General features: G+C 73.4%; 18 protein-coding genes. 12 read left to right on the forward strand and 6 right to left on the reverse strand.

Annotated elements, in window-relative coordinates; translation table 11 throughout:
- Positions 1 to 167: 167 nt before the first annotated feature.
- The 5 genes from DMA15_RS05250 (at position 168) to DMA15_RS05270 (ending at position 7,275) form a co-directional block, all read left to right on the forward strand.
- On the forward strand, positions 168 to 998 hold the full coding sequence (locus DMA15_RS05250; protein WP_240659683.1) for an IclR family transcriptional regulator: 831 nt from the start codon (positions 168 to 170) through the stop codon (positions 996 to 998).
- A gap of 193 nt (positions 999 to 1,191) precedes the next feature.
- Positions 1,192 to 2,277 carry an S-(hydroxymethyl)mycothiol dehydrogenase gene (locus DMA15_RS05255; RefSeq protein WP_125511487.1) on the forward strand — a complete coding sequence of 362 codons (1,086 nt, stop codon included), beginning with the start codon at positions 1,192 to 1,194 and terminating at the stop codon, positions 2,275 to 2,277.
- A 98-nt stretch (positions 2,278 to 2,375) separates the two neighbouring features.
- Entirely contained in the window at positions 2,376 to 4,871 is a 2,496-nt protein-coding gene (locus DMA15_RS05260; RefSeq protein WP_240660160.1) for an FAD-dependent oxidoreductase, read from the forward strand.
- Between the two features lie 92 nt (positions 4,872 to 4,963).
- Positions 4,964 to 6,118 carry an N-methyl-L-tryptophan oxidase gene (gene solA / locus DMA15_RS05265; RefSeq protein WP_125511489.1) on the forward strand — a complete coding sequence of 385 codons (1,155 nt, stop codon included), beginning with the start codon at positions 4,964 to 4,966 and terminating at the stop codon, positions 6,116 to 6,118.
- 32 nt (positions 6,119 to 6,150) lie between these two features.
- Positions 6,151 to 7,275: an aromatic ring-hydroxylating dioxygenase subunit alpha gene (locus DMA15_RS05270; RefSeq protein ID WP_125511490.1), complete on the forward strand. Its 1,125-nt coding sequence runs from the start codon at positions 6,151 to 6,153 to the stop codon at positions 7,273 to 7,275.
- Here the strand turns inward: DMA15_RS05270 and DMA15_RS05275 are convergent.
- The 4 genes from DMA15_RS05275 to DMA15_RS05290 form a co-directional block, all read right to left on the reverse strand.
- Positions 7,265 to 11,923, reverse strand: a complete 4,659-nt coding sequence (locus tag DMA15_RS05275; protein ID WP_125511491.1) for a hypothetical protein — start codon at positions 11,921 to 11,923, stop codon at positions 7,265 to 7,267. The genes DMA15_RS05270 and DMA15_RS05275 overlap by 11 nt on opposite strands.
- A gap of 66 nt (positions 11,924 to 11,989) precedes the next feature.
- Positions 11,990 to 12,883: a hypothetical protein gene (locus tag DMA15_RS05280; protein ID WP_125511492.1), complete on the reverse strand. Its 894-nt coding sequence runs from the start codon at positions 12,881 to 12,883 to the stop codon at positions 11,990 to 11,992.
- A gap of 112 nt (positions 12,884 to 12,995) precedes the next feature.
- Positions 12,996 to 14,540, reverse strand: coding sequence for a hypothetical protein (locus DMA15_RS05285; RefSeq protein ID WP_125511493.1), 1,545 nt, complete (start codon positions 14,538 to 14,540; stop codon positions 12,996 to 12,998).
- A gap of 226 nt (positions 14,541 to 14,766) precedes the next feature.
- Complete coding sequence (locus DMA15_RS05290; RefSeq protein WP_125511494.1) at positions 14,767 to 15,471, reverse strand: GntR family transcriptional regulator; 705 nt, start codon at positions 15,469 to 15,471, stop codon at positions 14,767 to 14,769.
- A gap of 148 nt (positions 15,472 to 15,619) precedes the next feature.
- On the opposite strand from DMA15_RS05290, the gene DMA15_RS05295 reads away from it, so the two are divergent.
- The 5 genes from DMA15_RS05295 to DMA15_RS05315 all read left to right on the forward strand — a co-directional run bounded on the left by DMA15_RS05295 (position 15,620) and on the right by DMA15_RS05315 (position 20,158).
- Positions 15,620 to 16,921: an MFS transporter gene (locus tag DMA15_RS05295; RefSeq protein WP_125511495.1), complete on the forward strand. Its 1,302-nt coding sequence runs from the start codon at positions 15,620 to 15,622 to the stop codon at positions 16,919 to 16,921.
- Positions 16,918 to 17,724 carry a putative hydro-lyase gene (locus tag DMA15_RS05300; protein ID WP_125511496.1) on the forward strand — a complete coding sequence of 269 codons (807 nt, stop codon included), beginning with the start codon at positions 16,918 to 16,920 and terminating at the stop codon, positions 17,722 to 17,724. The genes DMA15_RS05295 and DMA15_RS05300 overlap by 4 nt, the downstream gene beginning before the upstream one ends.
- A 105-nt stretch (positions 17,725 to 17,829) precedes the next feature.
- Complete coding sequence (locus tag DMA15_RS05305) at positions 17,830 to 18,594, forward strand: 5-oxoprolinase subunit PxpA (protein ID WP_125511497.1); 765 nt, start codon at positions 17,830 to 17,832, stop codon at positions 18,592 to 18,594.
- Positions 18,591 to 19,292, forward strand: coding sequence for an allophanate hydrolase subunit 1 (locus tag DMA15_RS05310; RefSeq protein ID WP_125511498.1), 702 nt, complete (start codon positions 18,591 to 18,593; stop codon positions 19,290 to 19,292). The genes DMA15_RS05305 and DMA15_RS05310 overlap by 4 nt, the downstream gene beginning before the upstream one ends.
- Positions 19,289 to 20,158, forward strand: coding sequence for a biotin-dependent carboxyltransferase family protein (locus tag DMA15_RS05315; RefSeq protein ID WP_125511499.1), 870 nt, complete (start codon positions 19,289 to 19,291; stop codon positions 20,156 to 20,158). Before DMA15_RS05310 ends, DMA15_RS05315 begins: the two co-directional genes overlap by 4 nt.
- 38 nt (positions 20,159 to 20,196) lie before the next feature.
- Here the strand turns inward: DMA15_RS05315 and DMA15_RS05320 are convergent, their stop codons facing one another.
- Together DMA15_RS05320 and DMA15_RS05330 are read right to left on the reverse strand one after the other, a co-directional pair.
- Positions 20,197 to 21,621, reverse strand: coding sequence for a HEAT repeat domain-containing protein (locus DMA15_RS05320; protein ID WP_125511500.1), 1,425 nt, complete (start codon positions 21,619 to 21,621; stop codon positions 20,197 to 20,199).
- A gap of 300 nt (positions 21,622 to 21,921) precedes the next feature.
- The gene (locus tag DMA15_RS05330; RefSeq protein ID WP_125511501.1) at positions 21,922 to 22,314 is read right to left on the reverse strand and encodes an ankyrin repeat domain-containing protein; all 393 of its coding nucleotides are present in this window, start codon (positions 22,312 to 22,314) and stop codon (positions 21,922 to 21,924) included.
- Positions 22,315 to 22,590: 276 nt separating this feature from the next.
- Here DMA15_RS05330 and DMA15_RS05335 point away from each other — a divergent pair, with 276 nt between their 5' ends.
- Both DMA15_RS05335 and DMA15_RS05340 read left to right on the forward strand, forming a co-directional pair.
- Positions 22,591 to 22,785: a hypothetical protein gene (locus DMA15_RS05335; protein ID WP_030789254.1), complete on the forward strand. Its 195-nt coding sequence runs from the start codon at positions 22,591 to 22,593 to the stop codon at positions 22,783 to 22,785.
- A 36-nt stretch (positions 22,786 to 22,821) separates the two neighbouring features.
- Entirely contained in the window at positions 22,822 to 24,405 is a 1,584-nt protein-coding gene (locus DMA15_RS05340; RefSeq protein WP_125511502.1) for a hypothetical protein, read from the forward strand.
- Positions 24,406 to 24,435: the final 30 nt, after the last annotated feature.

Here is a 24,435-nt window from a genome sequence, read left to right on the forward strand (position 1 = left end):
GGCCCGGTCCTCGCCCCTTCGGGGGCCAAGACCCTTCGGTAACATGATGTTTCGCATGGCGCACGAGGGAGCGCTATGCGCAACAGAATCCGGTCGGGGAACCCGTCGCGTCAAGGGCTTCCCGAAGACGCGGCTTCAACGGGCCGCCAAGTGGTGAGAGTTGAGTTATGACCGGCACGCGGAAACAGGCTGATCAGAGCGGGGAGCAAGGCGGCGGAGCACGGGAGAGGCAGCCGAAGACGGCCGCCGGATCCGTCCAGTCCGTGGACCGCGCGGTGAGCGTTCTGGAGATCCTCGCGCGGCACGGCGAGGCCGGGGTGACCGATATCGCCGACGAGTTGGGCGTCCACAAGTCGACGGCCTTCCGGCTCCTCGGGGTGCTCGAGAACCGCGGCCTGGTGGGCCAGGCCAAGGATCGCGGGAAGTACTTCCTGGGTGCGGGCGTACTCCGCCTCGCGGGGGCGGCGGCAGTGCGCATGGACATCTCCCAGGAGGGCGGCCCGGTCTGCCGCGAACTCGCCGACGAGCTGGGCGAGACCGTCAACATCGCGGTCCTCGACGACGACGCCGCGGTCAACATCATGCAGGCGCGCGGCCCCGCCTCCGTGACCGCGCAGAACTGGCTCGGCAGGCGCACCCCGCTGCACGCCACCTCCAGCGGCAAGGTGCTGCTCGCGCACCTGCCGACGACGCTGCGCGAGGGGCTGATAGCCCGCACCCTGCCCCGTATGACCGAGCACACGGTCACCGGCACGGTGGCGCTGCGCGGCGAGCTGGAGACCGTCGTGGGGCGGGGCTTCGCCGTCGCCGTCGAGGAGTTGGAGGTGGGGCTCGCCGCGGTCGCCGCGCCGGTGCGCGCCCACGACGGCAAGGTGATCGGGGCGCTCAGCGCCTCGGGGCCGGTGTACCGGCTGACCGAGGACCGCCTGACCGAGCTGGCCAAGCGCACGGTCGCGGCGTCCGTGGAGCTGTCCCGGCGGATGGGGTACGGGTTCTGACGGAGTCTCATAGGCGCGTGGGCGGGACCTGGGTTTCCGGGTCCCGCCCACGCGCGTATCGGCGATGTTCCGCCACTCACCGTTGTTTCGCGAAGGGTTGACTCCGCCCTCTTGACGGCCTCTTGATGGCGTTCCCACTATGTCTCCCATAGCGCAACCGGTCGTGCAGTACGCAACAGCAGAGGAGCTGGTCGTGCCCCACGAGGTCCGTGCCGTCGTCGCCGTGAAGAAGGGCGCACCCGTAGAGGTGCAGACGATCGTCGTGCCAGATCCCGGTCCGGGAGAGGTACGTGTCTCCGTGCAGGCCTGCGGGGTCTGCCACACGGATCTGCACTACCGGGAGGGCGCCATCAACGACGACTTCCCCTTCCTGCTCGGCCATGAGGCGGCGGGCACCGTGGAGGCGGTCGGCGCGGACGTCACCGGCCTCTCCCCCGGCGACTATGTGGTGATCGCCTGGCGCGCGCCCTGCGGAGCGTGCCGCTCCTGCCTGCGCGGGCGCCCCTGGTACTGCTTCGACTCGCGCAACGCCGCCCAGCCCATGACGCTCCTCGACGGCACACCGCTGAGCCCCGCCCTCGGCATCGGCGCCTTCGCGGAGAAGACGCTGGTCGCCGCCGGGCAGGCGGTGAAGGTCGACCCCGCGGCACGCCCCGAGGCGGTGGGCCTCATCGGCTGCGGCGTGATGGCGGGGTACGGGGCCGCGGTGAACACCGGCGGGGTGGGCCGCGGCGACACCGTCGCCGTCATCGGCTGCGGCGGTGTCGGCAACGCCGCGATCGCCGGGGCGTCCCTGGCCGGGGCCCGCCGCGTCATCGCCGTCGACATCGACGACACGAAGCTGGACGGGGCGACCCGGTTCGGCGCCACGCATACCGTCAACTCCCGGGGTACCGACCCGGTTTCGGCCGTCCGTGAGCTGACCGGCGGTCATGGGGTGGACGTGGCGATCGACGCGGTCGGCACCCCATCGACGTACAAACAGGCCTTCTACATGCGCGACCACGCGGGTGTGCTTGTCCAGGTCGGGGTCCCCGATCCGGAGATGACGATCGACCTGCCGCTGATCGACCTCTTCTCGCGCGGCGGCGCGCTGAAGTCGTCCTGGTACGGGGACTCCCTGCCGACCAGGGACTTCCCGATCCTCGTCGACCAGTACCTCAACGGCCGCCTCGACCTGGGCGGCTTCGTCTCCGAGACGATCTGTCTGGACGAGGTGGAGGAGGCCTTCGCGCGGATGCGGCGTGGCGAGGTGCTGCGCTCGGTGGTGGTCCTGTGAGCCGTCCGGCCAGGGGGCATCACAGCCAGGGCACAGGCGCGGACGCGGACGAAACCGCGGCCACCGACCGGGGCGAGGGGCCGCCCCGCGTCGTCGTCATCGGCGCCGGGATCGTCGGCTGTTCGCTCGCCGACGAGCTGACCGCCCGCGGCTGGACCGACGTCACCGTGCTCGACCAGGGGCCGCTGCCCGCGCCGGGCGGTTCCACCTCCCACGCCCCGGGGCTGGTCTTCCAGACCGGACCGTCCAGGACGCTGACCGCGTTCGCGACGTACACCGTGGAGAAGTTCACCGCGCTCGAGGTGGACGGGCTCCCGTGCTTCGACGCCGTCGGCGGTCTCGAACTGGCGACCACGCCGGAGCGCTGGGCCGATCTGCACCGCAGGGCCGGTTTCGCCGCCTCCTGGGGGGTGCGGGCCGAACTCGTCGGGCCCGCGCGCTGCAAGGAGCTGTGGCCCCTCATCGACGAGAGCCTGGTGTACGGCGGTCTGCACACGCCCGATGACGGCCTGGCCCGCGCCGTGCTCGCCTGCCGCGCCCAGATGGAGCGGGCACGCGCGCGTGGAGCACGTTTTCTGGACCGGCACACTGTCACGGGCATCGAGCGGGACGGAGGCCGCGTCACCGCTGTCGTCACCGACCGCGGCACCTTCCCCGCCGACCACGTCGTCTCGGCGGCCGGTTTCTGGGGCCCGGTGATCGGGCGGATGGCCGGCGTCGACGTGCCCCTGCTGCCTCTGGCCCACCAGTACGCGAAGACGAAGCCGCTGCCCGAACTGGCGCTCGGCGACGCGCGGGGCACCGGTGATATGCGGGGCATAGGCGACGTACGAGGCACAGGTGACCCGCGCGGCCACGCCCCCGGCGCCCGCACCCCGCGCCCCGAGGCGTCGCGGCCCGTCCTCCGCCACCAGGACCGCGATCTGTACTTCCGCGAGCACTCCGACCGCATCGGCATCGGCTCGTACGCCCACCGGCCGCTGCCCGTCGACCCGTTCGCGGTGCCCGCCTACGACGACGCGGAGGTGATGCCGTCTTCGTACCCCTTCACCGAAGAGGATTTCGCGCCCAGTTGGGACGAGTGCCGCCGACTGCTCCCCGCCCTTGACGACAGCGAGGTCGAAGAGGGGTTCAACGGCGTCTTCTCCTTCACCCCCGACGGCATGCCGGTGCTCGGCGAGTCCCGGGCGCTGCGCGGCTTCTGGCTGGCCGAGGCCGTGTGGGTGACGCACTCAGCGGGCGTCGCCAAGGCGGTCGCCGAGTGGATGGTCGACGGGCGGCCCTCACTCGATCTGCACGAGTGCGAACTGACGCGGTTCGAGGACGCCCAGCGCTCCCCCGCGTACGTCGCCGAGCGCGGCGCCCGGCAGTTCGTCGAGGTCTATGACGTCATCCACCCGCTCCAGCCCCCGGACGAGCCGCGCCCCCTGAGGGTCAGCCCCTTCCACATCCGCCAGCAGGAGCTGGGCGCGGTCTTCCTGGAGGGCGGCGGCTGGGAGCGCCCGCACTGGTACGAGGCGAACGCATCCCTGACCGAGGGTCTCGAGCTGCCCCCGCGCGACGCCTGGGCGGCCCGCCACTGGTCCCCGATCGTGGCGGCCGAAGCACGCGCCACTCGCGAGAGGGTCGCCCTCTACGACATGACGCCCCTGCGCCGCCTGGAGGTCACAGGCCCCGGCTCGCTCGCCTTCCTCCAGCGCATGACCAGCAACAACCTCGCCAAGAAGCCCGGTTCGGTCACCTACACCCTCCTCCTCGACGAGGCGGGCGGCATCCGCTCCGACCTGACCGTGGCGCGCCTCGCGCCCGACCGCTTCCAGGTGGGCGCCAACTCCCCCGCTGACCTGGACTGGCTCCTGCGGCACGCCCCCGACGACGTCCACCTCAGGGACATCACCTCGGGGACCTGCTGCGTCGGCGTCTGGGGCCCGCTGGCCCGCGCGCTCGTCCAGCCGCTCACCCGCGACGACTTCTCGCACGAGGCGTTCGGCTACTTCAAGGCCAAGGAGACGTACATCGGGCACGTGCCGGTCATCGCGCTGCGCCTGTCCTACGTCGGCGAACTGGGCTGGGAGCTGTACACCACCGCCGACCTGGGGCTCCGCCTCTGGGACACGCTGTGGGAGGCGGGCCGGGCGCACGGGGTGATCGCGGCGGGGCGGTCCGCGTTCAACAGCCTGCGCCTGGAGAAGGGCTACCGCGCCTGGGGCCACGACATGACCACCGAACACAACCCCTACGAGGCGGGCCTCGCCTTCGCGGTCCGTATGGACAAGGGGGACTTCGTGGGCCGTTCGGCGCTGGAGGCACACAGGGAGCCTTCAGAGCCTGCACGGAAGCTGACCGCCCTCCTCCTCGACGACCCCGCCGCCGTCGTCCTCGGCAAGGAGCCCGCGTACGTCGACGGCGCCCCGGCGGGGTACGTCACCAGCGCCTCCTACGGCTACACGCTGGGCCGCTGTGTCGCGTACGCCTGGCTGCCGCCTCTGGAGACGGGAACGGGGGTGCACGTCGAGTACTTCGGCGAGAAGGTCCCGGCGACGGTTGCCGAGGAACCCTTGTTCGACCCGGAGATGACCCGCATCCGCCGCTGACGTCCTGACGTCCTGGCGTCCTGACGTCCTGACGTCCTGGCGTCCTGACGTCCTGACGTCCCCATCGATCCGCAGCCGCCGGGAGGCGCCAGGTGTCCCCTACATACGACGTGATCGTGATCGGCCTCGGCGGCATGGGCAGCGCCGCCGCCCACCATCTGTCCGCGCGCGGCGCCCGCGTCCTCGGCCTGGAGAGGTTCGGGCCGGTGCACCAGCGCGGTTCCAGCCACGGCGGGTCGCGCATCACCCGGCAGTCCTACTTCGAGGACCCGGCGTACGTCCCCCTGCTCCTGCGCGCCTACGAACTCTACGACCGCCTCGCACACGACACCGGCCGCGAGATCGCCACCCTCTGCGGCGGCGTGATGCTCGGCCGGCCCGACAGCCGCCCCGTCTCCGGCTCCCTGCTCTCGGCCCGGCGGTGGGACCTGCCGCACGAGATGCTCGACGCGAAGGAGATCCGCCGCCGCTTCCCGACCCTCACCCCGCGCGACGACGAGGTGGCGCTGTACGAGGCGCGGGCGGGCCTGGTCCGCCCCGAGAACACCGTGGCCGCCCACCTCCAGCTCGCCACGCGCGACGGCGCCGACCTGCACTTCGAGGAGCCGATGACGCGCTGGGAGCCCTGCCGGGACGGCGTGCGGGTGCACACCGCCGAGGACACGTACACGGCGGGCCAGTTGGTGATCTGCCCCGGCGCCTGGGCGCCGGGACTCCTCAGCGACCTGGGGGTGCCGTTCAGCATCGAGCGGCAGGTCATGTACTGGTTCCAGCCGACCGGGGGCGTGCGGCCCTTCCTGCCGGAGCACCATCCGATCTACATCTGGGAGGACGCACAGGGCGTACAGGTGTACGGCTTCCCGTCGATCGACGGGCCCGCGCGCGGCGCCAAGGTGGCCTTCTTCCGCAAGGGCACGCCCTGCACCCCGGAGACCATCGAGCGCACGGTCCACGACGACGAGGTCGCCGCGATGGCCGCACAGGTGGGCCGGCTGATCCCGTCGCTCCCCGGCCGCTTCCTCACGGCGGCGACCTGCATGTACTCCAATACGCCCGACGAGCACTTCGTCATCGCGCGCCACCCGGCGCACCCCGGGTCGGTCACCGTCGCGGCCGGGTTCTCCGGCCACGGCTTCAAGTTCGTGCCCGTGGTCGGCGAGATCGTCGCCGACCTGGCACTGGACGGCACCACCGGCCACCCCATCGAACTCTTCCACCCCAGCCGTCTCGCCGCCGCGTCCGCCTGAGGAAGCGCGCCCGCCCGAGGAGTACGAGAAACGTGACGACGACCCCCTTGCCCCCGAGTCTCCTCGCGACCCTCCCCGGCCACTACTACACCGATCCGGCACTCTTCCGGCAGGAACAGGAACGCGTCTTCGAAGCGCTGTGGTTCTGCGCGGTCCGCGCCACCGACCTCGACAGGCCGGGCGCCTTCCGCACGGTCCGGGTCGGCCGGGAGAGCGTCCTTGTCACCCGCTCGCGCACCGGGGAGCTGCGCGCCTTCCTCAACGTGTGCAGGCACCGCGGCGCCCGCCTGTGCACCGAGGAGGCCGGGCAGCTCCGCCGCGCCCTCCAATGCCCGTACCACGCCTGGACGTACGACCTCGACGGCAAGCTCATCGCCGCACCCGACCTGGCGAAGATGCCGGACGTCGACCGCTCCGCGTACGGCCTGGTGAAGGTGGCCCTGCGGGAGTGGCTCGGCTACGCCTGGGTCTGCCTGGCCGACGAACCGCCCTCCTTCGAAGAGAGCGTCATCGGCGCGGCGGCCGAACGCCTGGGCGACGTGGCGTCCATCGAGCGCTACGGCACCGAGCGGCTGGCACTCGGCAAACGCGTCACCTACGACGTACGCGCCAACTGGAAGCTGATCGTCGAGAACTTCATGGAGTGCTACCACTGCGCGACCATCCACCCCGAACTGACCGATGTCCTGCCGGAGTTCGCGGACGGTTTCGCCGCGCAGTACTACGTCGGGCACGGTGCCGAGTTCGCCGAGGAGGTCGGCGGCTTCACGGTCGACGGCAGCGCGGGCTTCGGCCGCCTCCCCGAGGTGGAGGACGGCCAGGACCGCCGCTACTACGCGGTCACCGTGAAACCGACCGTCTTCATCAACCTCGTCCCCGACCATGTGATCCTGCACCGCATGTTCCCGCTGGCCGAGGACCGCACGGCCGTCGAGTGCGACTGGCTGTACGCACCCGATGTCGTCGCCTCCGGCGCCGACCTGTCGAAGTCGGTGGAACTCTTCCACCGGGTCAACGTCCAGGACTTCGCGGCCTGCGAGCGCACCCAGCCCGCGATGGCGTCACGCGCCTACCGCGAGGGCGGGGTGCTGGTGCCGACCGAGCACCACATCGGGCTCTTCCACGAATGGCTGACGAAACAGCTCGCTACGGAGTGACCGCCGGGCGCTTGTACATCCGCGTCGCCGTGATCTCGCCGTGCACCGTCTCGCCGTCGGGGTCCTGCTGCGGCAGGCCCGGGCGCAGATGCTCCTCGACGCTGATGTACTTCAGGCCCGCCCGCAGGTCCGCGTCGTTGCGCAAGCGGATGACCAGCGGGAACTCCGCGAGTGCCGTCGTGTCGAAGAGGCCCGTCGTGTAGAGCAGCTGCACGCCGAGCGCATCGGAGACGGCCCGCTGGAGTTCCAGGAGGTACGTCGCGTTGGCGCGGCCGATGGGGTTGTCGAGGAAGAGCGTGCCGGCGTGGCGGTGCTTGTCGCGGCCCCGGTCGTTGCTGCGCAGGGCGGCCATCGTGCAGTACAGGGCGATGGCGGCGGTGAGCAGCTGGCCTCCGGAGAAGACGTCGCCCATCTGTCCGACCGGCACGCGCTCGGCGCGCAGCACGGCGTCCGGCTTCAGGATCTCGACGGCGACACCGCGCGGCTCCAGGGCGGCCTGCACGCCGCGCAGCAGCAGGGACATGCCGTCGCGCCGCATGTCCGAGTTCTTCTTCACCGCCGCGCGCGTGGCCTCGTCGATGACCTCGCCGAGGCGCTCGACGAGGGTGGCCTGGTCGGGCTCCTCGAAGCGGACGCGCAGGAACTCCTGGCCCGACCACTCCCCCAGGCCCTCGGGCAGGCGGGAGAGCCGCTGGGCGGACCTGAGCGTGGCGAGGGCCGACTCGACGAGGCCGCGCAGGCGGTCCACGATGCTGTCGCGGTTGCGCTCCAGCTGCTCCAGCTCGTCGGTCAGGACACGCAGCCGGGGCGCGAAGGCGTCGGCCCACTTCTTGGCGTGCTCGGGCAGCGCGGAGGCGGGCAGCTCGCGGATCTGCTGGCGGGCGGGGGTGCGGACCTGTTCGTAGCGGGTCGAGTTCGCGTGGCGTACGAGGATGTCGCTGGCCTCGCGGACGGCGGTCTCGGCGGCGGAGAGGTCGGCGGCGCAGCCGCGCAGGGACCGGCGGGTCTCGGCGGCGGCCTGGCGGGCCTCTTCGAGGGTGCCGGGGTAGGGGTCGGGCTCTTCTCCGGAGTCCTCGTGGTGCTCGCGCAGGAGGTCTCGCAGGAGGGCGGCCGTCTCGTCGAAGCCGCCCGCCGCGTCCTCCGTGGCGCGGTGGGTCTGGAGCAGCGCGGCGTGGGCTTCCTTGGCGCGGCCGAGCGCTTCGGTGTGCGCGGCCAGTTCGCCGGTGGCGGTGCGCAGCAGTGTCTGGGCCTGCTCGGCGTCGGCGGGGACCAGCTCTTCGGGCAGCTCGGTGTGGGCCTCGCCGTCCTCGGGGGCGTGCCGCTCGGCCTCGCCGCGCAGCCTGCCCAGCTGCTCGCTGGCGGTGGCGGCGCGGGCCTCGATGAGCTGGACCTGGGCCTCCGCGCGCGCGGCGGCGGCCTGCCGGGAGGGGCCGTCGGAGCCGTCGGTGCCTTCGAGGAGCAGGGCGGCGCGGGTGCGGACCTTGTTGCTGAGGCGGTCCAGCTCGGTGCGGGCGGCGCTCTCGTCGCTCTCGGCGCGGGCCTGCTCGGCTCGCAGGTCGGCGCCGACGCCCACCTTCTCGTAGAGCTGAGATGCCGCGCGGTAGGCCTCGCGGAGGGCGGGCAGCGAGGTCTTGGGGGCCTCGGTCTCCTCGGGGACGTCCTCGGGGGCGCCGGCGATCTCGGCGCGCTCGGCGCGCAGCGCGCGGGCGGTGCGGCGGGCGTCGTCGGCGGCGCGCTGGGCGGCGCGGCGGTCCTCGTCGGCGGCGTGGGCGCGGTCCAGGCAGGTCTGGGCGCGCGCCTCGGACTCGGCGGCCTCGTCGGCCAGTTCGCGCAGCTTGGCCTGCCAGCCGGCCCGCTCACGGAGCCGGAACGCGAGGCCCGCGAGGGCGTCGGCGGCGCGCCGGGCGCGCTGGGCGGCGTCCTGGCGCTCGTCACGCACGCGTGCCGCCTCGCCCGCGGCCTCGTCGGCCTCGGCGCGCGCGGTGCGGGCCTCGGCCAGCTCGGCCTCGGCCTCCTCGGCGAAGGCGCGTGCTTCCTGGGCGGCGGTGGCGAGTTCGGCGAGGCGGCCGCTGGGGCAGCCGGTGCGCCAGGAGGTGAGCCGCGCGGCCAGCTCGCGGTCCTTGGCGAGCCGGGCGGCGAGGGAGCGGATCTCCTCGTCGCGCTGGGCGGCCCGCGCGCGCAGCGCCTGACGCTCCTCGTCGGCGGCGTGCTCGTCGTGCATGGCCGGGTTCGGCGGTACGAGGAAGACGCTGCCGGCGGCGCTCTCCGTGGCCTGCTCACTGGGGGTGGGGGCGAGGAGGGCGGCGGCGGTGCCCACGGCGACGGCCGAGCGGGGCAGCAGGGCGGCGTCCGCGAGGGCTTCGCGGGCGCGGGCGTGGGTGTCCGGGTCGGTGATGACCACGCCGTCGACCAGCTCGGGCCTCGCGGCGAGCACGCGCGCGTGGTCGGCGGGGTCGACGGCCTGGGCGAGGTAGCGCCAGCCGGGCAGGGCGGGGATGCCGTGCTCGCCTAGGAACTCGACGGTGGCGAGGACATCGGGACCGGGCGGCAGGAGACCGCCGTCGCCCAGCGCGCCGAGGATGCGGGAGTCGTCGGCGGCCGCGGTGCGCAGGTCGAAGAGCTGGCGCTCGGCGGAGGCGACGCTCTCGTCGAGGAGCGTCCTCAGATCGTCGGCGGAGCGGTCCAGCTCCTCTACGGAGAGGGCGCTTCCCCCGGCGGAGAGGGCACCTTCCCCGGGGGTGCCGGTTTCGCCGGGAGCGCCGGCTTCCTGGCGGGGCCGCGGTACGGCGCCGCCCCCGCCCTCTGACGACAGGCTCAGCAGCTCGGCGAGCCGCTCGTCCCCGGCGATGGACTCGGCGGCGCGGCGCTCCGTGTCGTGGGCGGCCTCGGCGGCGGTCGCGGCGTCCGAGGCGCGGGCGGCGGTCAGCTCGGCGCGGGCCTCGGCGGCGGCGGTCTCCTTGGCGTGGTCCGCGGCCCGGCGGGCGGCCTCGCGCGCGGTGTCCCACGCGGCGACGGTGGTCTTCTCGGCGTCGCTCGCGGCGAGGGCCGCACGCGCGGGGTCGGCGTCGGGGGCGGTGTCGTCGAGCCAGCCCGCGCGGACGGCCTCCGCGGTCTCCTGCTCGACCTCGGCGAGGCGCTGCTTCAGGTGTCCGGCCTCGCTGCGGGCCCGCTGGGCCTCGGTGGCGGCGGCGGTGGCGTCGCGGTGCGCGGTCTCGCCGGTCTCCTGGAGGGCGGCGGAGCGCTCCTCTTCTTCATTGGCGACGTTCTCGGCGCCCTCGGCGGCGGTGTGCAGGGCGCGGACGAGATCGGACGCGGCCTTCTGGCGGGCGGCGAGGGCGGGCGCGGCGTCCCGCTCGGCCTCACGGATCGCGGCGGCCACGCGCGCGGAGCGGTCGGCCGCCGCGCGGTGGCGCAGCACGGCCTCGGCGGCCTGCCAGGCGGCGTGCAGCGTACGGGCGTCGGCCAGCTCGCGGCGCTGGGCGGCCGCGGCCTTCTCGGCGACGGTGAGCGCCAAGGAGGCGTGGCGGTAGGCCAGTTCGGCGGAGATCAGGGCGCTCTTGCCGCGGGCCCGCTCGGCCTCGGTGACGGTGTGGGCGGCGGCGGTGACCTGCTCGGCGAGGGTCGCGGCGCGGCCCCGCTCCTCGACGGCGCGCGCGGAGAGGCGGCGGGCCAGGGTGCGGGTCCTGCGCTCGGCGGCCGCGTGCACGTCACGCGCGCGTGCCCGGGTCTCGGCGGCGTCGACGATGCGCCCGAGCAGGTCGACGGAGCCCGCGGTGAAGTCGCGCTCGGCCATCAGCTCGGCCCGCCGGCCCAGTTTGTTGCCGAAGCCGTGGACGAGGTCGGCGAGGCCGTCCGTGTCGCGGGTGTCCGTGACGGCGCGCAGCAGCAGGTCGGTGAAGTCGGAGTCCTTCTTGACGGCGAACAGGCCCGCGGCCTCGCCCTCGTCGGCGTTCATCTCCCGCTGGTAGCGGAAGAGTTCGGGGTCGAGGCCGAGGTCGCCGAGGTGTTCGTTCCAGCGGTCGTGGATCTCTTCCCAGTGCACTTCGAGGTGGGGGTAGGCCTTGGCGGCCTCGGTCAGCGCGTCGCGGAAGCCCTTCATGGTGCGCCGCCGCCCCTGCGCGCCCGACGCGCCCTCCACGGAGGGACGCACGGCGGTGGACTCGGCGACCGGCAGCGAGTCCAGGCTCATGCCGGGCCCGGGCCGGAAGGAGTACCAGGCCTCGGCGAACTTCCGCGGGTCGTTGGAGACCTGCCGCCCCCGCCACTCGCTGACCTTGCCGACGACCACGCACTCGCCGGTGAGGGTGTGCTGCCACTCCAGGGCGACGTGCCCGCAGTCGTCGGCGAGCAGGAACTTGCGCAGCACGCCGGAGCTGGCGCCGCCCAGGGTGTTCCGGTGGCCGGGCAGCATCACCGAGAAGATCAGCTTGAGCAGGACGGACTTGCCGCCGCCGTTCTCCAGGAAGAGGACGCCCGCGGGGGCGGGGCGGCGCGGCGGCCCGGTCGGCTCGTCCTCGAAGAACTCCGCCTGGGTGGGCGCGGGGTCGGGCACCTCGGCGCCCACGCCGCGCAGGTCGAGCACGGTGTCGGCGTAGCGCGCACCGGCCGGACCGATGGAGTAGAGGCGGATCCGGGACAGCTCGTACATGGCGGCGGACTCTCGTCGTAAGTCGTGGGGAACGGCGGGGCGGTGGGGGGCTTCGGCGGGATGGTGTCAGGAGTGGAAGGGCAGCCCCGCGTCGGCGGCCAGCTCCAGGTCGTCGGTGTCTTCGGGGGGCAGCAGCGTGGCCGAGCCGTCCGTGACCGGGACGACGCCCAGTTCGAGGAGTTCGGCCATGGCCGCGCTGCCCGCCATGTCGCGGACCTGGAGTTGGTAGCGCGCCGTGGTGCGGTACGTGCCTCCGGAGTCGTCGCCCGTGCGCTGGAGGAAACCGGAGTCGGTGAGGAAGGCGACGGCCTTGCCGATGATGCCGGTGGTCGAACCGGCGAGGCGGCGGGCGTCCTTGGTGGCTCCGGTCGAGCTGCGCCGCGCCCAGATCCGCCAGGCGGCCTCGAGCCCGGGAGCGTCGGTGGCCGGGTCGGTGTTCTCGCCCTGTTCCGCGGCGCGCTCCTCCAGGCGGTGGCAGGCCTGGCGTACGAAAGCGTCGACGCCGTTGACCGTGACGCGGCCGATGTACCCGTCGTCGGCGAGGTCCTCGGGGCGCGGGAAGGCCATGGCGGCGACGGCGAGATGCGCGAGGCCGTGCAGGAATCGGTCGCTGGAGTCGGTCGCGGCGCGGCGGGCGTAGTCACCCATGCGGACGGCGAAGACGGAGTCCTCGGCGGCGGTCACGGCCATGCCCGCGCGTGGGGACACCTCCAGGACGACGAGCCCGAGCCCGGTGGCGACGGCGTCGGCGAGCCGCGCGAAGGGCGGGTCCTCGCGGTAGCGGCGGAGCAGTTCGCCGTACTCCTGGTCGCGGGCGGGCTGGAGCTTGGGCTGGAGACCGAAGGAGACGAGCCGGGCCGCGTCGGCGGCGTCGGCCGGGGTGACGGGTGCGGGGGCGGCGGGCGCCGTGACGGGGTCCGGCTCGCCCCACGCGGCGTGCTCTGCGGGGTGGTCGGTCACGGCGTGTGCTCCTTGGTGGGGTGGGGTCTGAACGGGCGGAGGTGCTGCCCGAAAGGGCCGGGGCTGCGCTTGGAAGGGGGGCCCGGGCGGCGCCCGGTGGCGTCGGCCCTGGTCACGCCGCCTCCTTGCGGTCGGCCGCCATACCGACGGCGTCCAGGAGGGCCGTGCCGACGATGAGGTCGGCGCCGCCGAACTCCTCGTCGTCCAGCTCGGTCCCGTCGTCCACCGCGAAGAGCAGCTTCTCCTCGCCCTGGCGGTAAGCGGTGCCGACCGGCGGGCTCGCCGCGTGGACGGCCAGCAGGGCGACCAGATACGGCAGTTCGCGGTCGCGGAGGCGGGCCTCGGCGAGCAGCCCGGAGAGGCGGCGCGGGGCGTCGGCGGGCAGATCGAGCAGTTCCATGGCGCTCGCGAGCTGTTCCTCGCTGAAGCGGCTGTCGTCCGGAGTGGCGATCAGATCCGGCTCGGGCATCTCCGCGCCCAGGTGCTCGCGCTCCATGGGAGGGGTGAGCAGTATGTCGACGAGGTCGCCGACCCGCACGGACACGGGGGTGCGCAGACCGGTGCCGCGCGCGAAGAAGGCGTCCGTCACCCGGGTCGCCTGCTCGGCGGGGAGCGGCAGGAGCGGGGCGACGAGCTGGCCGTAGAGGTCGAGGCCCGCGCGCGCGGTGGGCGCCGCGAAGGCCTGCCGGTCCTGCTCGGCGCGGAAGAGCGGGCCCGCTTCGAGCAGGCGGGACTGGAGCTGGGTGTGGCGGCGGATGCAGTCCTTGACGATGTCGACCAGCTCGGCGGCGCGGCGCTTGTGCTCGCCCGCCTTCGAGTCGGAGACGGCCTCGGACTCGTCGCGGACCTTGCGGATGTTGGTCAGGATGGCGTTCTCGTGGCGGTAGCGGTCGGCGACGTGGTCGAGCGCCTCCGCGATCATGTCGGGGACGGCCTGGAGCCAGTCCACCGCCCGGACGTTGCGCCGGGTCGCCTCGAGGGCCTTGCGGAGCGTTTCCGAATACTGCACCGTGCGGTAGCGGGCCTGTTCGGCGGCGAGCTGGGCGTCGGCGAGCCTGCCGCGCCTGATCAGGACCTCCAGCTTCACCTCGGCGGCGATCTGGGCGCTGGTGACGTCGGTGTCGAGGGCGCCCACCAGGACGTTGACGGCCTCGTCGGTCGTGCGCAGATAGACACCGCCGCCGTACCCGGGGACCTCTTCGAGGAGCTTGAAGTCGTAGTCCCTGCGGACGTACGTCCCGTCGGGCGCGAAGGTGCCGTACACCGCGCGGAAGCCGCGGTCGACGCTGCCCACGTTGATCAGGTTCTCCAGGACCCAGCGGGCCACGCGCTCGTGCTCGGCGGCAGGGCGGTGCGGGGCCTGCGCGGCGACGCGCGGGAGCAGCCTGGCGACGATCTGCTCGTGGTCGGCGCCGGTGTCGAAGTCCATGTTCAGCGTGACGAGGTCGATGGCGGACAGGGCCACCTCCGCCATCGCGTACACCGAGTACTCGCCCGCGAGGTTGGCCTTGCGCACGTCGAGGTCGTGCAGCGGAGCCGTGCAGGCCAGGGCGCGCAGGCGGCGCGCCAGGCCCTCGTCGGCGGCCGGGCCCGGAGCGGGCCGCGGCCCTGCGCTGAGCTGGGGCGGAGTGGTGTCCGTAGCGGCTGGCGAAGTCACGGTGCACAGACTAGGTCCTCGGTCTGACAACGGTCGAAACGGCGCAGAAGCGACCGGCTCGGCGACCGCCGCACCGCCCCGCGCACAGCGCCCGGCCAGCCATCCGGAACGGCTACTTCAGCCGCCCGGAATGACCGATTCAGCCACCCGGACCGGCCGGTTCAGCGGTCCGGAACGACCTGTTCGTCCGTCCGGAATGACCGGTTCAGCATCCGGCGCGCCCGGTTCAGCCCTCCTCGCCGACCCGCCGCCCGTACACCTCGACGAGGCCCGCGAGTGAGTCCTCCAGGTAGGCGGCGAGGAGCCGTTCGGCCTCCGCGGCGCGGCCCGCCCGCAAGGTGGCGAGGATCCGCCGGTTGCGTTCGAGGTACGGCTCGTGGAGGCGGCGCGGGTCGTCCACCACGTGGAAGGCCAGGCGCAGTTCGGCGAAGACGCTGCGCATCAGCTCGTCGGTGCGGGCGCTTCCCGCGAGGGCGACGAGTTCCCTGTGAAAGTGGATGTTGGCGGTGGAGACGCCTTTCCAGTCCTTCCCGGCGGCGGCGCGCAGGCCGTCCTCGACGGCGCCCGTGACCGCGCCGAGGGCGAACGGGGGCTCGCCGAGCCCGCGGACGACCGCGCACTCCACGAGGCGGCGCGTGCGGTAGATGTCCTCGACGTCCTCGACCGTGAGCACCCGTACGAAGACGCCGCGGTTGAGCTGGTGGACGAGGAGGCGCTCGTGCGTGAGCAGCCGGAACGCCTCCCGGAGCGTGTTGCGGGAGACGCCGAGCGCGCCGCCGATGCTGTCCTCGGACAGGCGCGTGCCGGGCGGGAAGTAGCCCTCGGCGATGCGGCTCCTGAGGATGTCCGAGACCCTCTCCGCCGTACTGGTGCGCCCGAGAAGCGCACGGTCCTCGGCCAGCCCGCTCAACTCAGCCATCCCCTCAGCCATGCCCGGATTCAATCGCAGACAGAAGAACGAGACAACATGGGTATTGAGGGATCGTTCAACGATCCTCTACCTTGACGGGCACGGCTGTCCCCCACGGCCCGCACCGCACCGCTCCAGCACCCGACCGTCCCTCTCCTGCGAGGTGCCCATGAGCACGACTCCACCACCCCCGGCCGCGCCGGCCGAGATCCGCGCCGACAAGGGCGAACTTCCCGACGACAGCGGAGCGTTCGGCTGGCTGCGGGCGCTCGGCCCGCGCGGCCGCCGGGCCTTCGCCGGGGCCTTCGGGGGTTACGCCCTCGACTCCTACGACTACTTCACGCTGCCGCTGAGCATGGTGGCCCTCTCCGCGTACTTCGGGCTCAACAGCGGCCAGACCGGCCTCTTCACCACCGTCACCCTGGTCGTCTCCGCCGTGGGCGGCGCCGTCGCGGGCGTGGTCGCCGACCGGATCGGCCGCGTCAAGGCACTGATGATCACGGTGATCACGTACGCGGTCTTCACCGTCGCCTGCGGCTTCGCGCCCAACTACGAGACCCTGCTGGTCTTCCGCGCCCTCCAGGGCCTCGGCTTCGGCGGCGAGTGGGCGGTCGGCGCGATCCTCGTCGCCGAGTACGCGACCGCCAAGAACCGCGGCCGTACGCTCGGCGCGATCCAGAGCTCCTGGGCGGTGGGCTGGGGCCTCGCCGCCATCGTCTACACCGTGGTGTTCCAGTTCCTGGACGACGATCTCGCCTGGCGCGTGATGTTCTGGACGGGCGCGCTGCCCGCCCTCCTGGTGATCTACGTGCGCCGCAATGTGCACGATGCTCCGGAGGCGGCCGCCGAGCGCCAGAAGAGCGCCGACAAGGGGTCGTTCACGGCCATTTTCAAGCCGGGTCTGCTGCGCGTCACGTGCTTCGCGGTACTTCTGTCCACGGGCGTGCAGGGCGGCTACTACACGCTGGCCACCTGGGTGCCGACGTATCTGAAGACCGAGCGCGGCCTGACCGTCGTCAACACCGGCGGCTATCTCATCTTCCTGATCTCCGGTGCCTTCATCGGCTACCTCACCGGCGGCTACCTCACCGACAAGCTCGGCCGGAAGCGGAACATCGCGCTCTTCGCGTTCCTCTCCGCGGCCAGCATCCTCGCGTACACGAACATCCCGGAGGGGGCCAACGGCCTTCTCCTTGTGCTCGGTTTCCCGCTGGGCTTCTGTATGTCGGCGATCTTCAGCGGCTTCGGTTCCTTCCTCAGCGAGCTGTACCCGGCCGCCGTGCGCGGCACGGGCCAGGGCTTCACGTACAACACCGGACGGGCGGTCGGCGCCGTCTTCCCCACCATGGTCGGCTTCCTCGCCGACAGCTGGGGCGTCGGCGGTGCGCTGATCTTCGGAGCACTCGGGTACGGACTCGCCGTCATCGCGCTGTTCGGCCTCCCCGAGACCCGAGGGAGGGAACTCCTGTGACCGGGCACGCGCGCGTGGGAGACGAGCCGGTGATCCGCACCGCCGAGGAGGCCCGAGCGGCGTTCCGCGCGGGCGAGACGAGTCCGACCGCGGGCCGGGCGGCGGGATTCACCCAGGCCAACCTCATCTCCGTCCCCGCCGACTGGGCGTACGAGATGCTGCTGTTCTGCCAGCGGAACCCCAAGCCCTGCCCGGTGCTCGATGTCACGGACGCGGGCTCCTGGGTCACGCCGCTGGCCCCGGACGCCGATCTGCGGACGGATCTGCCGCGCTACCGCGTGTGGGAGCACGGCGAGTTGACCGACGAGCCCACGGACGTCGTCGACCGCTGGCGGGACGACCTGGTGTCGTTCCTCATCGGGTGCAGCTTCACCTTCGAGTGGGCGCTCGCCGACGCCGGGGTGCCGCTGCGCCACATCGAGCAGGGCCGCAACGTCCCGATGTACGTGACCGCGCGCCCCTGCCGCCCCGCGGGCCGTCTACACGGCCCCATGGTGGTGTCGATGCGGCCGGTCCCGCCCGGCCGCCTCGCCGACGCCATCAGGGAGAGCGCCTTGATGCCTGCGGTGCACGGCAGCCCGGTGCACTGCGGCGACCCCTCGGGGCTCGGCATCGAGGATCTGGGCCGGCCCGACTTCGGCGACCCGGTGGCGGCCGAGCCGGACGACATCCCGGTGTTCTGGGCGTGCGGGGTGACACCGCAGGCCGCGGTGATGGCGTCCAGGCCGCCCTTCGCGATCACGCACGCGCCGGGCCGCATGTTCGTCACCGACGCCCGCGACGAGCGGTACCGCGTGGCCTGACCACCGAGAACCGAACCGGCCGACACGACGACCACCTCAGCGCCGAGAACCACCCGAGCAACGAGAATCAGCTGAGCACCGAGAACCAGCAGGAGACCTCCGCAGATGAGCACCGCCTCCATCGATCTCAACGCCGACCTCGGCGAGGGCTTCGGCCGCTGGCACCTCACCGACGACGAGCAGTTGCTGTCCGTCGTCACCAGCGCCAACGTGGCCTGCGGCTTCCACGCGGGGGACGCGGTCACCATGCGCAGGGTGTGCGAACTGGCCGCCGAGCGCGGGGTGCGGATCGGGGCGCAGGTCTCCTACCGCGACCTGGCGGGCTTTGGGCGGCGCGCGATGGACGTGCCGCCCGAGGAGCTGACGGCCGAAGTGGCCTACCAGATCGGCGCCTTGGAGGTCTTCGCGCGCGCGGCGGGCACGCGCGTGTCGTACGTGAAGCCGCACGGCGCGCTCTACAACCGCGTCGTCCACGACGAGGAGCAGGCCCGCGCGGTCGTCGAGGGCGTCCGGCTCGCCGGCGCCTCGCTGCCCCTCCTCGGGCTGCCCGGATCCCGCCTCCTGGAGACGGCGGACAAGGCCGGGCTCCCGGTCGTCACCGAGGCGTTCGCGGACCGCGCCTACACCGAAGAGGGCACGTTGGTCCCGCGAGGCAGCGAGGGAGCCGTCATCACGGAGGCGGACGCCGTCGTCGAGCGGTCCCTCGGGATGGCCCGCTTCGGTGTCGTCACCTCCCAGGGGGGCGGCGAGATCGCGGTCCGCGCGCGGTCGCTGTGCCTGCACGGCGACACTCCGGGGGCGGTGGACCTGGCCCGCCGCGTCCGGGCCCGCCTGGAGTCCGCGGGCGTGCGCGTGGAGGCCTTCGCGTGAGAGCACTGCCGGTGGGCGAGGGTGCCCTGCTCGTCGAACTCGCCGACGGCACCGAGGCCCAGGCGCTCCACGCCGAGCTGCTGCGCCGCCGCGCGGCCGGGACCCTGCGCGTACGGGAGATCGTCCCCGCGGCCCGCACAGTGCTCCTCGACGGCCTCGACGAGCCCGACCGGGTCCGGGCCGAACTGCCCGGCTGGGAGATCCCGCCGCTGCCGGAGCGCGCGGAGGCCGTCCTGGAGATCCCGGTCCGGTACGACGGGCCGGACCTCGCGGACGTCGCCGCGCACTGGGGCGTGAGCGTGCCCGAGGTGGCGCGGATCCACGCGGCGGCCGAATTCCGCGTGGCCTTCTGCGGATTCGCGCCGGGCTTTGGATATCTGACCGGGCTGCCCGAACGCTACGAGGTGCCGCGCAGGGCCACGCCCCGCACCTCCGTCCCCGAGGGCAGCGTCGCCCTGGCCGGTCCGTACACGGGCGTCTACCCGCGCGCCTCGCCCGGCGGCTGGCAGCTGATCGGCTCGACGGACGCCGTGCTGTGGGACCACGCGCGCGTGCCCGCCGCCCTGCTCTCCCCCGGCGTCCGCGTCCGCTTCGTACCCCACGAGTTCCCACCCCACGAGCCGCTAGGAGATGCACCGTTCGAGCCGCCCGTGGACCCACCGCCCGCCTCGCCCGGCCGTGCGCCGGAGGGCCGATGACCGACCGTGCCTTCGCCGTCGTGCGGGCCGGGGCCCTGACGACCGTCCAGGACCTGGGGCGCCCCGGCCACGCCCACCTGGGGGTGCCCCGCTCGGGCGCCCTGGACCCGCCTGCGGCCCTCCTGGTCAACCGGCTCGTCGGCAACGCGCCCGGCGCCGCCGTCCTGGAGACCACCCTCACCGGCTGTGCCGTGCGCCCCCGCCGCCCCGTGACGGTCGCGGTCGGCGGGGCCCCCTGCCCGGTGACCGTGGACGGCCGCCCCGCTCCCTGGGGCGCACCGGTGCGGGTGCCTGCGGGAGCGCTCCTGGACATCGGAACGGCACTCTCCGGAGTACGTTGCTATGTCGCGTTCGACGGCGGGGTGGCCGTCGAGCCGGTGCTCGGCAGCCGCTCCACCGACCTGCTCTCCGGCCTCGGCCCGCCCCCGCTCGCGGACGGCGCCGTGCTGCCGCTGGGCTCCCCGAGCGGCACGTACGCGCGCGTGGACACGGTTCCGCAGCCCGCTCCACCGCGTGAGCTCGTGCTGCGGGTGGCGCTCGGGCCCCGCGCCGACTGGTTCACGCGGGCCGCGCTGGAGACGTTCACCACGCGCGCGTACCGGGTGTCCTCGGCGAGCAACCGCATCGGTCTGCGCACCGAGGGACCCGCCCTGGAGCGCGCGCTCCAGGGGGAACTGCCGAGCGAGGGGATGGTGCTCGGCGCCGTGCAGGTGCCGCCGGACGGCAGGCCGGTCGTCTTCCTGGCCGATCACCCGACCACGGGCGGCTATCCGGTGGTCGCGGTCGTGCGGGAGGCCGACCTCGCCGCGGCGGCCCAGGCGGCGCCGGGCACGCCGGTCCGCTTCGTCCGTGCGGGCCGGCGCTGAGCCGCCGCGGCCCGGCGGGGCATCCTCGGCCGGAGGGGCTACACGGCGGGCGCGTCGGCGTCGGGCCCGATCCTGCTGCGTACCGCCGTCTGTACCTCGTCCTCCTCGGCGGGGTCCGCGGCGAGCCTCCGCAGGCGGTTGACCACGCGCGCGTCGCCGGTCTCGGCGTGCCGTGCGGCGACCCCGCGGGTGGTCTCCTCGCAGTCCCACAGGCATTCGACGGCGAAGCCCGCGGCGAAGGTCGGGTCGGTGGCGGCCAGAGCGCGGGCGGCGCGGCCGCGGAGGTGGGAGGAGGCGGTCTCCCGGTAGACGTGCCGCAGCACGGGGGCGGCGCAGGCGATGCCGAGGCGTCCCGCGCCGTCGACGAGGGTCCACAGCGTCGGCGCGTCGGGCCCCTCGCCGCGGACCGCCTCGCGCAGTGCGGCGAGGACGAGCTTGCTGTCCTCGGCGCCGCCCCGGCAGGCGAGCACGCGCCCGGCGGCGGCGCCCAGGGCGTCGGGGCGGTACGCCCAGCGCCGGGCCCGCTCGACGGCGGCGGCGCCGCCCATCCGTTCGAAGGCCTCGGTCGCGGCGTCCACCACGACCGCGGAGTGGCTCTCCGCGGCGTACTCGATGAGGTCGAAGACGGCGGGGTCGTGGGAGTCGGCCAGGTAGCGCAGGGCCGTGCCGCGCGCCCCGTCGGAGCCGTCGCGGGCGGCCTCGACGATCTCGGGCCGGTCATCGGGCCCCGCGACGGCGCTCAGGCAGCGGGCGGCGGGCACATGCAGCACGGCGCCGCGTTCAAGGCCCTCCTGCGCCCACTCGAAGACGGCCTTGACGCTCCAGCCGGGGCGGGGCCCGGCGGGTCGCATCTGGCGCTGCCAGCGGTCGAAGGAGCCCTGTTCCCGCGCGGCTCGCACACGGGCGCCGATATCGGCGCGGGGGTCCTCCTCCCACAGCCGCCAGGGCCGGGGTTCGTAGGCGTCGCGGACGGCGGCGGCCAGCTCGGCCTCGCCCTCCGCGCCGGCGGGGAATCTGGCGAGCACGGGGGCCGCGAGGGCGCGCAGGCCCGCGTCGTCGTCGCGCAGGGCCAGCTCGTCAAGGGCCCACGCCCAGTTCGCGCCGGAGGCCGCGTACCTGCGCAGGAGTCCGAGGGCGTCGTGCCTGCCGTACGAGGCGAGGTGCCCGAGGACGGCGAGGGCGAGCCCGGTGCGCGAGTCGTCCGTGTCCAGGACGTCCTCGGCATCGAAGAGGTGCCGCTCGATCTCGCCGAGCCCGCCGTGCAGGTCGAGGTAGAGCCGGGCGTAGTACAGCGAGCGGTTCTCCACCTGCCAGTCGTGGCGGGGATCGTTGAGCACGCAGTGGTCGAGGGCGGCGAGCGCCTCGGACCGAGGTGCCGTGAGTGCGTGCAGCGTGCCGTCGCCGCGGCCCCGCTGCAGCAGGCCGAGCAGCGTACCGCTGGGCGCTATGACCGGATCGAACATGGGAAACAGCCTCACATCAAGCGTCGACGCAACCGGGAATCACGCATTACCTGGCCGCGCGCCAACACGTCGGGCCGCCCGCCGTCTTTTGCTTGTCGAAGACCATCTTCCTCTGCCTCTCGTCCGTGGCCCTAAGGGATCCCGGACGGAGGTCCGGGGGCGGGCCGCTCACGGCCCACGCGGTGCGGCACTATTTGCCCCACCGTCGCGTCCGTGAATCACGTCGTCATGATGACCCGGCGGTCATGTCCGCCGCGACCACATTTCCAGCGCCCCCGTAGCTGCTGGTCGGGTACCCGCTCAGGCGGCCCCGAACAGCTCCAACAACTCCGTCTTCTGGAACATCCGGGCGGTGTCCACCGCCGACGGCGTCCCGGCGGACGGATCGGCCCCGCCGTCCAGGAGGGCGCGGATCACCGAGTCGGCGCCCTTGAAGACGGCCCCGGCGAGCGGTGTCTGCCCCCGGTCGTTGGCGCGGTTCGCGTCGCCGCCGCGCTCCAGGAGGACACGGACGGCCTCGGCGTGCCCGTGGTAGGCCGCCAGCATCACGAGCGAGTCGCCGCTGTCATTGGTGAGGTTGGCCGGGACCCCCGCGTCGACGTACGCCGCGAGCGCCGCTGCGTCCCCCTGGCGCGCCAGATCGAAGATCTTGGTCGCCAGCTCCACGACCTCGGGGTCGGGGGCTTCGCTCATGGGGTCGTCCGCCTTTCTGGGATGCGCCGCGTGTACGGCCGTACGAGTGAATCGACAGGGTACTGCCCCGGCGGGCACATGACGCGGCCTGCCCGAGGCAAAGATCACGGCAGGCACGGAAACCTTCCTGACCTGCTACTCGACGCCCCGGCAGGGCTCTGCCATTGGAGGGAAATTCAGAGAATTTCACTCCTTTGCACCTTTTGTCGTATGGATACATGCTGTGAACCTGGAAGAACTCATGGTGACTGTCCCCACCACCTCAGGAGAAGCGTCATGGTCCTTTCCATCTCGGGCGTCGTACTGCTCGGAATCATCGTCTTCCTCTTCTTCCGCAAGGACGGCCTCAAGGCCTCCCACGCCGTGGTCTGCGCGCTCTTCGGCTTCTTCATGGCGGGCACCGCCATCGCCCCGAGCATCAAGGCCGGCAGCGCGAGCCTCGCGAGCCTCCTCGGCGGCATCAAGTTCTAAAGGCTCATCCCTTCATACGCACTCCAGGAGACTGACGTGGCCAGGCGCCCACTCCCCCGCATCCTGAGTAACGGCACCGTGTGCCTCGCGCGCAGCCGGGAGCTGGCACGGTCGGCCGCGGACAGCGCCACCGACGTTCTCCACCCGCTGATCACGATCGCTCGTGGACTGCGCCGGCTGGCTGCCGCCGGGCGGCGCAGGTGGGCCGACACGCCCAAGGACAAGCGCGGGCCGCTGCTCTTCCTGGTGGCCTCCGTGGTCCTGGTCGTGGCCCTCGTCCCCTACGGGCCGATGCTCGCCCTCGTCTCCTTGATGGCGGCCGCCGGATGGACGGGCCGCGAGCGCACCGCGCCCGCGCCCGACGGCCCGGACGAGGCCCAGGCACAGCGGTTGCAGTGCCTCTACGAAGCGCTCGTCCCGTACTTCTCGGTCCCCGAGGACCCTGCCCCGGTCTTCGCGCACGGCGGTGCCTGGGACAAGGCCTTCACCACCTACGAGTTCGACGACACCGGCCGCGTCTCCCGGCTGGTGGTGCAGTACCCCGCGTACTTCACGGACGGCGAGGCCGAGTCCCGCGCGCGGATCGAACAGCTGCTGCACGCGAAGTCGGGCCGCGGACGCGAATACCACTTCGCGTGGGACGAGGAGAGCAACGAACTCACCGTCACCGTCCTGCCCCCGCTCCCCACCGACATCGCCGCCCAGCGCTTCGTCACCAACCCCGGTGAGACCGTCCTCGGCTTCACCGACGAGACCGGCGTCCAGCGCACCCTGCCGGTGACCGACGGCGAGGAGCGCCGCGACGTGCCCCCCGTCGTATGGCGCACCGGTCCCCGCTCCACGGAGCCCCACTTGCTGATCACGGGCCGGCCGGGCACCGGGACGACGACGCTGCTGCGCTCCATCGCCCTCCAGGCGCTCCAGTACGGCGATGTCCTCATCGTCGAGGGCGGCGGCACCGGCGACTACGCGTGCCTGGCGGGCCGCGACGGGGTCCTTGCCATCGAGTGCGGGCTCGCCGGGGCGCTGGCGAGCCTCGAATGGGCCGCGCACGAGACCGAGCGCAGGCTCATCGCCGCCAACCGCGCCCGGCAGGCGGGCCACCCGCCGCCGGAGGACACCAAGCGTCCCCTGTGGATCCTCCTCGACCGGCCGAGCGCGCTCGGGCACCTCGCCGCCGCCGACGGGCGCAACGACCCCCAGTCGCTGCTCCAGGTCCCGCTGCGGCACGGCAGGGCGGCGAACGTGACGGTGGCCGTGGCGGACCAGCTGGACTGCCTGGACGCCCTGAGCGACGCCGTACACCAGCACACGCGCGCGCGGGTGGTACTCGGACCGGCCGCCCCCGACCAGGTGGAGGAGGTCCTCGGAGCGCCGCCCCACACGACGCCCACCGCGGAGGTCCCGCCCGGCCGGGGCTACGCGCGGCTCGGCGCGGGCCCGGTGCACCGCCTCCAGGTCCCCGCGACACCCGATCCCTACGACGACGCGACCAGCGAAGCCCACCGCAGGGCGGTCATGGAGCTGCTGCCGGAGCGCAGCACTCCGGCGGACACGCTCCCCGCCGACGAGCTGCCCGAGGAGATCACGGAGGCGGAACCAGTCCCCGCGGAGAGCTGAGCCCCCGCCCTCGCACCCGCCCCCGACTCA

Origin of the sequence: Streptomyces sp. WAC 01529, assembly GCF_003945545.1 — a bacterium.
Lineage (GTDB): Bacteria > Actinomycetota > Actinomycetes > Streptomycetales > Streptomycetaceae > Streptomyces > Streptomyces anatolicus.